This window comes from Herminiimonas sp., from assembly GCF_030645555.1.
In the GTDB taxonomy this organism is placed as follows: domain Bacteria; phylum Pseudomonadota; class Gammaproteobacteria; order Burkholderiales; family Burkholderiaceae_D; genus Oxalicibacterium.
This window is the reverse complement of record NZ_JAUSME010000131.1, coordinates 1-9879: the sequence shown is the minus strand read 5'-3', so window position 1 is coordinate 9879 and position 9879 is coordinate 1. Positions and strand designations below refer to the sequence as shown.

The following is a 9879-nucleotide window of genomic DNA, read 5'->3' as shown; positions in this document are numbered from 1 at the left end:
ATGGGTAACCCTTGTCATGCAAGGCGTTGTAGGGCACGTTATTGCTGCGGATGTAATGCCATACATCTTCTTCCGACCAGTCGGCCAGCGGATTGAACTTGATCATGCCGTGCGCTTCATCCTGCTCCTGCACGTCGAGTTCGGCACGCGTCGTCGATTGCGCGCGGCGCTGGCCGGTGACCCAGGCACGCTTGCCTGCCAGCGCACGGTTCAACGGCTCGACCTTGCGGATGCGGCAGCATTCCTTGCGCATTTCGACGCTGTCGTAAAACGCATTCAAGCCGTTTTGCTTGACGTAGGCTTCGACGGCTTCCGCTTGCGGACGGTAAGGCGTGACGTCGTAATCGTAGGTTTCCTTGATGCGGTCCAGCACGGCCAGAGTCTCTGCATGCAGGCGGCCGGTTTCCAGCGTGAAGATGGCGATCGGCAGGCCGGCGCGCAGGATCATGTCGGTCAGCACCATGTCTTCGGCCGCGAGGCTGGACGCGAAGACTGCCGGCGCAAACTGATCCGCCACGCGTTGCAGGGTTGCCTTGGTGGCCGCGACCAGCGCGTTGAAGTCTGCTTCGTTCATTTCGGTGCGACTGCCTGGCGGTCGACGCGGCGAAACAGCGGCGTCTTCTTGTCCCACGATTGCTGATAGCTTTCCGAAAAATCGCTCAAGCCCTTCAAGGCATCGTTGACATCGCGATCAGCGCGCACCGCAAACGAATTGAAGCCGACGCGCTGCATGTAAAACAATTGATCCCGCAGCACATCGCCGATCGCGCGCAATTCGCCAGTGTAGTCATAGCGCATGCGCAGGTTGTAGGCGATAGAGTAACCGCGGCCATCGCCGAATTTCGGGAAATCGATGGCGATCAAAGGCAGGTTTGCGGCATCATCCTTCAATGCTTCCGGCCGTTCATCGCTGGCCAGCCACACGCCTACATCCTTGCGCGTTTGCAGCGTGGCGTGCTGTGCCTGCCATACTGCCAGCGGCACGATGACCTTGCCGGCCGGGACTGCAATGGCTGCCGGCGTTTCGCCTTCGACGCCATCCTGATTCAGGCGCAGCAATGTCCAGTCGTCTGTGCCGACGACAGCTTTATCCTTGATGATGTTAAGCATATGCATCTTCTCCTGCAGCATGCGCGGCCTTGATGGGGGTCGCGTACACATGTTCCTTGAATGGCGTGACGCCTATGCGGCGTGCGGTGTCGATGAAACGCTCATCCTCTATCCGGTCGCGTACATACACCTGCAACACGCGTTCAATCACGGTCGGCATCTGGTGCGCCGAAAATGACGGGCCTATGATCTTGCCGATCGAACTCTCATTGCCTTGGGCGCCGCCTATCGATACCTGGTACCACTCGGCGCCATCCTTATCGACCCCCAGTATGCCGATATTGCCGACGTGATGATGGCCGCAGGCATTGATGCAGCCGGAGATATTCAATTCGATATCGCCGATGTCGTGCTGGAAATCGAGATTGTCGAAACGTTCTGCAATCGCTTCTGCAATCGGGATCGATTTGGCATTGGCCAGCGAGCAGAAATCGCCGCCCGGGCAGCAGATGATGTCGGTCAGCAAGCCGATATTCGGTGTCGCCAGCCCATGCGCCTTGGCTTCCTGCCAGACGGTGTACAGATCGGATATTTTTACATCCGCCAGCACCACATTCTGTTCATGCGTGACGCGCAATTCGCTGAAGCTGTAGCGGTCTGCCAGGTCGGCCATGAAGTCCAGCTGTTCAGCAGTCGCGTCGCCAGGCGGCACGCCGGTTTTTTTCAGCGACAGCACGACTGCTGCATAGCCTGGAACCTTGTGCGGTTTGACGTTGCGTGCCAGCCAGTTGCTGAATGCCTTGTTTTCCGTTTTTGCCTGCTCGAAGGCCGCATCGGTGGCAGGCAGGCTTGCATACGCAGGCATCGTGAAGAAGGCTGAAACGCGCGCCAGCTCCTCGACGGTCAGGGTGCCCGGACCATCCTTGATGTCCAGCCATTCTGCTTCGACCTGGCGGCGGAATTCTTCTATGCCGATCGCCTTGACCAGTATCTTGATGCGCGCCTTGTAGATATTGTCGCGCCGACCGTACTGATTGTAGACACGCAGGATCGCTTCCATATACGTCATCGCATGCTGCCATGGCAGGAAGTCGCGGATTTCGCTGCCGAGGATAGGGGTGCGGCCCATGCCGCCACCGACCAGGATGCGGAAGCCGATTTCGCCCTGTTCATTCTTGATTACATGCAGGCCGATGTCATGCACGGCAGTGGCGGCGCGGTCTTCCACCGCACCGTTGATTGCAATCTTGAATTTGCGCGGCAGGTAGGCAAATTCTGGATGGAAGGTGCTCCATTCGCGGATGATTTCAGCATATGGACGCGGATCGATGATTTCATCTGCGGCTACGCCGGCGAATTCATCCGAAGTGGTATTGCGTATGCAATTGCCTGACGTCTGGATCGCATGCATTTCCACCGATGCCAGCTCGGCCAGAATATCCGGCGTTTCTTCCAGGTTAATCCAGTTGAACTGCAGATTCTGGCGCGTGGTGAAATGGCCGTAGCCGCGATCGTACTTGCGGGCGATGTGGCCAAACATGCGTACCTGTGTCGACGACAGCAAGCCATATGGCACGGCGATGCGCAGCATGTAGGCGTGGCGCTGCATGTACAAGCCGTTTTGCAGGCGCAGGATACGGAATTCATCTTCCGTCAATTCGCCTGACAGGCGGCGGCGAACCTGATCGCGATATTGCGCGATACGTTCCTTGACGATTTGATGGTCGTATTGATCGTAGCGATACATCTTGTATTCCTTAAAAAACCAACTTTACGGCGACGGTGGTCAGCGTGGTCGCCAACAGAACACGCAATATTTTTTCCGGTATGGCCCGCGACGCCAGCGATCCCAGCGTGATGCCGGGTACGGAACCCAGCAACAGCATGGCCAGCAACTCCCAATTGATCGATCCTAGCCACCAGTGACCTAGCGCCGCAATCGCGGTCAAAGGTACTGCGTAGGCAATGTCGGTACCGGCAATTTCAGCCGGTGTCAGGCGGGGATACAGTAAAACCAGTATGGTGGCGCCTATCGCACCGGCGCCAATAGACGAGATTGTAACCAATGTACCAAGAATTGCACCGGAAACTATCGTCGCGGCGACCAGTTTTTTTCCATGAAACTGGCGGCTCGGATGCGCACTCATCCAGTTTTGCAGGCGGGTTCTGAATATCAGTGCGATCACTGTCAACATGACCGAGCCGGCGATCGAATAACGGATAATCTGCCCGGTTTCCGTGCCCAGTCCGCCAAAATACTTCAAGGCCAGCGTGGTCAAGACCGCGGCAGGCAAGGCGCCCAGGCACAATTGCTTGACGATATGCCAGTGCACATTGCCGCGATAGCGGTGCGCAAACGTGCCCGCCACCTTGGTGACCGAGGCAAAGGCGAGGTCGGTGCCTACCGCCACCGTAGGGGAGATGCCGAACAACAGGGTCAGCAAGGGCGTCATCAGTGAGCCGCCGCCCACGCCGGTCAAACCGACGAGTACACCGACTGCAAATCCTGACACCATATAAGAAACAGACATAAGACCTCGCGCAAAGTAGGGCGAATAGTAATAAACTTGAGCCTTATTCCAAACTACTTAGTAATTATTTGCTTATATGCATTTTTGATATAAGCAATAATGAAAAATGACTGAAACGCGATTTCAGTCTAAAACCATGAAGGGAAGGCATGAATCTCCATCAACTTCGCTTCGTACGGGAAGCGGTTCGGCAAAACTTCAATTTGACGGAAGCCGCCAAGGCGCTGTTTACGTCACAGCCGGGGGTTTCCAAGGCCATCATCGAACTTGAAGAAGAGCTGGGCGTCGATATTTTTTCACGTCACGGCAAGCGCATACGCGGTTTGACCGAGCCGGGACGTGCGGTGCTGAAGTCGGTTGAACTGATCATGCAGGAAATCGACGGCTTGAAGCGCATAGGCAATGAATTTGCGGCGCACGACAGCGGCAGCTTTACCATCGCAACCACGCATACGCAGGCGCGTTATTCACTGCCGAAAGTGGTGCAGGCGTTTACGCAAAAGTTTCCGAAAGTGCGCTTGTCTTTATTGCAAGGCAATCCGAAGCAGGTGGCCGAGATGGTGTTGCTGGATCAGGCCGATCTGGGGATTGCAACGGAATCGATCGCCAGCATAGATGGCTTGATTTCATTGCCATGCTATCAATGGGAACATCAAGTAGTGGTGCCGCTCGATCATCCCTTGCTGAAATCGAAATCGATTACGCTGGAAGAACTGGCGACCTATCCTATTATTACTTACGACAATGCATTTACCGGGCGTAGCAAGATAGATCACGCATTCAAGCTGCGCAGCTTGAAGCCGGATATCGTGCTGGAGGCGATAGATGCGGATGTGATCAAGACCTATGTGGAGTTGGGCCTGGGCGTAGGCATTATCGCGGGGATGGCGTTCGACGCCGAGCGCGACAAGAATTTGCGCGCGATATCCGCCGGCCATCTGTTCGGCACCAATGTGTCGCGTATCGCCTTGAAGCAGGGCGCCTACTTGCGCAGCTATGTGTTTACCTTCATAGAATTGCTGGCGCCTACGCTCAACCGCAAACTGGTAGAACAAGTGTTAAGTGGTGAAAAGGATATGTACGAGCTGTAGCAGTGGCTGTAGTACGCGCTTTAAAGCAGTTGGAAATTAACGATCTTATTTGGAAGAAGTAAAAGAATGATGAAACCGGTCAATACCGATATGGCAGCGTATTACGCGCTGCGCAACAATTTCGATGAAGAAGATGTGGAAAACCCGGAGGCGATGGATGATCTTGATGAAATCATGGATCATCTGCGCAAGCTGATGAGCGGGCAGCGCGTGCTGGAACTTGCCTGCGGCGACGGTTACTGGACCGACGAGTTGCAGGAATATGCAGAGTTCGTCCTCGCGACCGACATCAATCCGCAGTTGATAGAACAGGCCAAGGCGCGGGAATTGCCGGAAGATATAGTGCAGTTCGCCGTCACCGATGCGATGGATCCGCAAGTGCAGGGCGAGTTTACCGCCTGCTTTGCCGGCTTCTGGTGGTCGCACGTCAAGCGCCAGGACCAGGCCGCTGTCATCGGGCGCCTGCGCAAGATCATAGGCAAGGATGGCTTGCTGGTGCTGGTCGACAATTCGCATGTCGAAACTGAAAAAACCGTGATTGCGCGTACCGACCTGGAAGGCAATACTTACCAGATCCATGCATTGCCGAATGGCGAGCGCTATGAAATCGTCAAGAATTACCATACGGACAGCGCCCTGCGCAAACGCCTGAGCCCCTTGCTGACCGATATGCGGGTCCACAGGTTTGAGCATTACTGGATGCTGACGGCGCGCCTGCGATGAGTCACGCCCCTATTCATTACTGGATTCACTACAGGAGCATAGTGTGAGATCAACCCGGGCCACTTCTGCCGTCGAACGGCTGAAAGAACGCAGCGGCAATGACGCTTATGCGATGGTGCGCACTGCCGGTGGAGCGTTTTATCTGGTCGACAATTCGGGCGAAGGCGCACCGGTCATCCTGAGCGAGCAGCTGCCGCTGGATGACTTTGTCAGCTTCGTCAAGGCTTACGGTCCGCAAAAGCCAAGACGGCAAACCAAATCCGATATCGCCTTTGAAAAGCAGCTGGTCAAGAAATAGCCGCGCAGTTGCAACAAAATAGCGCACTGCCTGAAGCAGGCATCCAATTAAATACGAACACATTTGAAACCATGACCGTTGAACGACTCAATCTCATCGATAGCATAGTCATCGATCAGGCATTCGGCATTTGCACACTGAATATCATTGACCCCTTGTCCTGGGACGTAGACCATCTTGAGGATGTGCAATCCAAGATCAATAACAGCCTGCAATTCATCGAGAGCGGCGAAATTTATATCGCCTATCCGGATTCGCGCGGCCTGGACTTTGCCATACATGTGCAATTCATTTATGAACCGGATGCGCAGGCAAAGCAGTTCCTGGCAGAAGCGCAGAGTGTGCTGGAAGACGCAGCGTATGCCTTGACCTTCGGTCCCTTGGGTACCGATTATGCGAGTGATGCGGCGGTATAAATTGAGTGTGTAATTTTAAGTGCGTAATCAGGTGTGTAATGAAGTGTGTAAGCAAGCAGTAAGCATTTGCTTAGTATCATCCGGCCAGATGCGGTATTCTTCTTTTTCCGAGGCGTAACATCCGTCGCCTTGTCCTTCGCGATTCAGCATGTCGTCGGTAGCTTGTATTGTGCAGCCACCCAGTCTAGCTGAAGCGCGATTACTTTTAATAAGGATTGCAACATGAGACAACTATCCCGCGGCAAAAAATTACTTTTTTGCGCATTCGCAGCAGCCAGTTTTTCTGTCAGTGCACAGACGCAAACCTGGCCTAACTCCACGATCACCGTGGTCGTGCCTTGGCCACCAGGCGGCCCATCCGATATCGCTGCACGTCCTATCGCCAAGCGCCTGACGGAAACGCTGGGTCAACCTTTCGTGATCGATAATCGCGGCGGTGGCGGTGGCAACATCGGTAGTGCAGCCGTTGCAAGAGCACCGGCAGACGGCAAAACCCTGTTGATCACATCGAGTGCGCCTATCGTGATCAATCCCAGCCTGTACAAGAAAATGGCGTTTGATCCATCGAAAGAGCTGACGCCGATCACGAATCTGCTGCGCGTACCGCTGGTGCTGGTCGCACATCCATCCGTGCCTGCCAACAATCTGAAAGAATTGATTGCCTACATCAAGACGCAGCCACAGTTCTCTTACGCATCGGCTGGTAACGGCACGCCGCAACACATGACGGGTGAGCTGTTCAAGAGCATCACCAAGCTGGAAGTCACCCACGTTCCTTACAAGGGTTCGGCGCCAGCGATTTCCGATTTGCTGGGCGGCCACGTGCCAGTGATGTTCGACAGCATGATCGCGATCATGCCGCATATCAAAAGCGGCAAGGTCAAGGTCATAGCGGTATCTGGCGCCAAGCGTTCGAGCTTGCTGCCTAATGTGCCGACTTTTGCCGAGTCCGGTTATCCAGGCCTGGTTTCATACGCCTGGTACGGTTTCTTTGCTCCAGCGCACACGCCTAAGGCGATCATCAACAAGCTGAATGCCGAAACACTGAAAATCATGAAAGAAGCTGATTTCCAGAAAATCCTGGCCGATACCGGTTCTGACTATGTCGGCGATACACCGGAAAACTTTGCCGCATTCGTGAAAGACGAATCGGTGAAATGGGCCAAGGTCGTGAAAGAAAGTGGCGCAACGGTAGACTGATATGACAATTCAGGTTCGTCGCAACGCAGCCTGACGCTGCTGTGACGATACTGTGATCAATTGAAAAGTCCCGCTGTAAAGCGGGGCTTTTTTACATCTGTGCGTCTGCCGCTGCGTGCTTTAATCGATGGTTGCAATCACTGGCGTGTGGTCGGAAGGCTGTTCCCATTTGCGCGGCAGCTTGTCGATCACGCAGGCGCTGCAGCGCGCGGCCAGCGGCGGCGACAACAGGATGTGGTCTATGCGCATGCCCATGTTGCGGCGAAATGCCATCTGCCGATAATCCCACCAGCTATAGAGTTTTTGCGGTTGCTCGAACAGGCGGAACGCATCCTTCAGGTTCAAGTCGAGCAAGCTCTGGAAGGCGGCGCGTTCCGGCTCGGACACCAGCACTTGCCCGGCCCATGCCGCCGGATCGTGCACATCGCGATCTTCCGGCGCGATGTTGTAGTCGCCCAGCAGCGCCAGACTGGGATGGATTTCGCATTCCTGCTTCAGCCAGGCATGCAAGGCCTTGAGCCAGTTCAATTTATAGAGATATTTATCCGAGTCTGGCGACTGGCCATTCGGAATGTAGGCGCACACCACGCGCACGCCTTCTATCGTGGCCGCGATGATGCGCTGTTGCGCATCTTCAAATTGCGGATTGTTCTTGACGACATCAACCATAGGATGGCGCGACAGGATAGCCACGCCGTTGTAAGTCTTTTGGCCGCTGTAGGCAATCTGGTAACCGGCGGTTTCGATTTCCGCGACCGGGAATTTTTCATCCACGGTTTTGGTTTCCTGCAGACACAGCACATCAACCGGATTTTCGTCCAGCCATTGCAGCACTTGCGGCAGGCGGACTTTGAGCGAATTGACGTTCCAGGTGGCGAGTTTCATCTATGTAGTCTTTGCGTGTAGGGAGCCGTGATGGATAGGGATTGCCGGCGATGAGGCCGCCGTCAGGCAAGGCCGTATCGGGATAGCGAAATTGTATCAGTCATGCCGCCATTGCCGGCGCCATTCCGGCAATCTGGCTGACATCGGTGCCGTTTGCCAAGGGAGGGGGCGCTTGCCCAAAACAGGCACTTGCCGTAAAATTCAGGCACCATTTCGTCTCACGTAACTGGCGAATCCGACCGATAGCAATCGCGTCGTAAGGTGGGTCTATCCACCGTGAAGCGTGAGATTTCATTGCCGTGCGCCTGGGTAGCCCGAATGGATAGTAGATAAGGCTGCCTGCGTGTTGATTTTGGCCCTCCTTATTTGATCCCAGGTCGTTGTTACGCAGTGTGATGGAGTGCATGGATATTTATCCGACGTGCGCCAGTACATTCCTTAATGGCTGCCTGTCCATTTTTTTGAACGATAGGAGTGATTCATGTTTTCAAAAGACCAGACCCTCGCAAAAACAGATACGGAATTGTGGTCGGCGATCCAGCTGGAAAATAACCGTCAGCAAGAACATATCGAGTTGATCGCGTCGGAAAATTACACCTCGCCTGCCGTCATGGAAGCGCAAGGTTCGCAACTGACGAACAAGTACGCCGAAGGTTATCCGGGCAAGCGCTACTACGGCGGTTGCGAATTCGTCGATATCGTCGAAACGCTGGCGATCGATCGCCTCAAGAAACTGTTCGGCGCAGAAGCCGCCAACGTGCAACCGAACTCCGGCTCGCAAGCCAACCAGGGGGTGTTCTTTGCCGTCCTCAAGCCGGGCGACACGATCATGGGCATGTCGCTGGCTGAAGGCGGTCACTTGACGCACGGCATGGCATTGAACATGTCGGGCAAATGGTTCAATGTCGTTTCCTACGGCTTGAACGACAAGGAAGAAATCGATTACGAACAGATGGAACGTCTGGCGCGTGAACACAAACCGAAGATGATCATCGCTGGCGCTTCTGCCTATGCGCTGCGTATCGACTTCGAGCGCTTTGCAAAAGTCGCGAAAGAAATCGGCGCCTACTTCATGGTCGACATGGCGCATTACGCCGGTCTGATCGCTGCCGGCGAATATCCTAATCCGGTGCCATACGCCGATTTCGTCACATCGACTACGCACAAATCCCTGCGCGGCCCGCGCGGCGGCTTCATCCTGATGAAGGCCGAGCATGAAAAAATCATCAATTCTGCGATTTTTCCCGGCATCCAGGGCGGCCCGCTGATGCATGTGATTGCCGGCAAGGCAGTGGCATTCAAGGAAGCATTGCAGCCGGAATTCAAAACGTACCAGCAGCAGGTCGTCAAGAACGCCGATGCATTGGCCAGGACGCTGATCGCGCGCGGTTTGCGCATCGTCTCCGGCCGTACCGAATCGCACGTGATGCTGGTCGATTTGCGCGCCAAGAAAATCACTGGCAAGGATGCCGAAGCCCTGCTCGGTTCCGCGCATATCACCTGCAACAAGAACGGCATCCCCAACGATCCGGAAAAGCCATTCATTGCATCCGGCATTCGTCTCGGCAGCCCGGCGATGACGACACGCGGCTTCAAGGAAGCCGAAGCCATCCAGGTCGGCAACCTGATCGCCGATGTGCTGGACAATCCGCACGATGCAGCGACGATCGAACGCGTGAAAGCGG

At 55.0% G+C, this 9879-nt stretch carries 11 protein-coding genes and 1 riboswitch; of the genes, 6 read left to right on the top strand and 5 right to left on the bottom strand.

What is annotated here, in order from left to right:
- From Q7T06_RS05215 to Q7T06_RS05200, 4 genes are all read right to left on the bottom strand, one after another.
- On the bottom strand, positions 1 to 574 hold a 574-nt coding region (locus Q7T06_RS05215; RefSeq protein ID WP_304781357.1), incomplete at its 3' end, for a phosphoadenylyl-sulfate reductase.
- On the bottom strand, positions 571 to 1110 hold the full coding sequence (locus Q7T06_RS05210; protein WP_304781354.1) for a DUF934 domain-containing protein: 540 nt from the start codon (positions 1108 to 1110) through the stop codon (positions 571 to 573). The genes Q7T06_RS05210 and Q7T06_RS05215, both read right to left, overlap by 4 nt.
- Positions 1103 to 2797: a nitrite/sulfite reductase gene (locus Q7T06_RS05205; RefSeq protein ID WP_304781351.1), complete on the bottom strand. Its 1695-nt coding sequence runs from the start codon at positions 2795 to 2797 to the stop codon at positions 1103 to 1105. Before Q7T06_RS05205 ends, Q7T06_RS05210 begins: the two co-directional genes overlap by 8 nt.
- Positions 2798 to 2807: 10 nt before the next feature.
- Positions 2808 to 3581 carry a sulfite exporter TauE/SafE family protein gene (locus Q7T06_RS05200; RefSeq protein ID WP_304781348.1) on the bottom strand — a complete coding sequence of 258 codons (774 nt, stop codon included), beginning with the start codon at positions 3579 to 3581 and terminating at the stop codon, positions 2808 to 2810.
- A gap of 149 nt (positions 3582 to 3730) precedes the next feature.
- Here Q7T06_RS05200 and Q7T06_RS05195 point away from each other — a divergent pair, with 149 nt between their 5' ends.
- The 5 genes from Q7T06_RS05195 to Q7T06_RS05175 all read left to right on the top strand — a co-directional run bounded on the left by Q7T06_RS05195 (position 3731) and on the right by Q7T06_RS05175 (position 7309).
- Positions 3731 to 4672, top strand: coding sequence for a CysB family HTH-type transcriptional regulator (locus Q7T06_RS05195; RefSeq protein ID WP_304781346.1), 942 nt, complete (start codon positions 3731 to 3733; stop codon positions 4670 to 4672).
- Positions 4673 to 4738: 66 nt separating this feature from the next.
- A complete protein-coding gene (locus Q7T06_RS05190; RefSeq protein WP_304781343.1) occupies positions 4739 to 5395 on the top strand; it encodes a class I SAM-dependent methyltransferase in 657 nt (218 codons plus the stop codon).
- Positions 5396 to 5438: 43 nt separating this feature from the next.
- Complete coding sequence (locus Q7T06_RS05185; protein WP_304781340.1) at positions 5439 to 5693, top strand: hypothetical protein; 255 nt, start codon at positions 5439 to 5441, stop codon at positions 5691 to 5693.
- Between the two features lie 71 nt (positions 5694 to 5764).
- A complete protein-coding gene (locus tag Q7T06_RS05180) occupies positions 5765 to 6109 on the top strand; it encodes a DUF6572 domain-containing protein (RefSeq protein WP_304781337.1) in 345 nt (114 codons plus the stop codon).
- A 222-nt stretch (positions 6110 to 6331) separates the two neighbouring features.
- Positions 6332 to 7309, top strand: coding sequence for a tripartite tricarboxylate transporter substrate binding protein (locus tag Q7T06_RS05175; RefSeq protein WP_304781335.1), 978 nt, complete (start codon positions 6332 to 6334; stop codon positions 7307 to 7309).
- 120 nt (positions 7310 to 7429) lie between these two features.
- Here the strand turns inward: Q7T06_RS05175 and xth are convergent, their stop codons facing one another.
- Positions 7430 to 8194, bottom strand: coding sequence for an exodeoxyribonuclease III (xth, locus tag Q7T06_RS05170; RefSeq protein ID WP_304781331.1), 765 nt, complete (start codon positions 8192 to 8194; stop codon positions 7430 to 7432).
- A 212-nt stretch (positions 8195 to 8406) separates the two neighbouring features.
- Positions 8407 to 8512: riboswitch (ZMP/ZTP riboswitch) on the top strand.
- Between the two features lie 163 nt (positions 8513 to 8675).
- On the opposite strand from xth, the gene glyA reads away from it, so the two are divergent.
- Positions 8676 to 9879, top strand: a 1204-nt coding sequence (glyA, locus tag Q7T06_RS05165) for a serine hydroxymethyltransferase (protein ID WP_304781326.1), incomplete at its 3' end; no start/stop codon positions are given.

Bases quoted from the DNA above. Each gene is read 5' to 3' on its own strand.
- Q7T06_RS05195 (WP_304781346.1), top strand. From the start codon at position 3,731: ATGAATCTCCATCAACTTCGCTTCGTACGGGAAGCGGTTCGGCAAAAC.
- Q7T06_RS05190 (WP_304781343.1), top strand. From the start codon at position 4,739: ATGATGAAACCGGTCAATACCGATATGGCAGCGTATTACGCGCTGCGC.
- Q7T06_RS05180 (WP_304781337.1), top strand. From the start codon at position 5,765: ATGACCGTTGAACGACTCAATCTCATCGATAGCATAGTCATCGATCAG.
- Q7T06_RS05175 (WP_304781335.1), top strand. From the start codon at position 6,332: ATGAGACAACTATCCCGCGGCAAAAAATTACTTTTTTGCGCATTCGCA.
- Q7T06_RS05200 (WP_304781348.1), bottom strand. From the start codon at position 3,581: ATGTCTGTTTCTTATATGGTGTCAGGATTTGCAGTCGGTGTACTCGTC.
- Q7T06_RS05205 (WP_304781351.1), bottom strand. From the start codon at position 2,797: ATGTATCGCTACGATCAATACGACCATCAAATCGTCAAGGAACGTATC.
- Q7T06_RS05210 (WP_304781354.1), bottom strand. From the start codon at position 1,110: ATGCTTAACATCATCAAGGATAAAGCTGTCGTCGGCACAGACGACTGG.
- xth (WP_304781331.1), bottom strand. From the start codon at position 8,194: ATGAAACTCGCCACCTGGAACGTCAATTCGCTCAAAGTCCGCCTGCCG.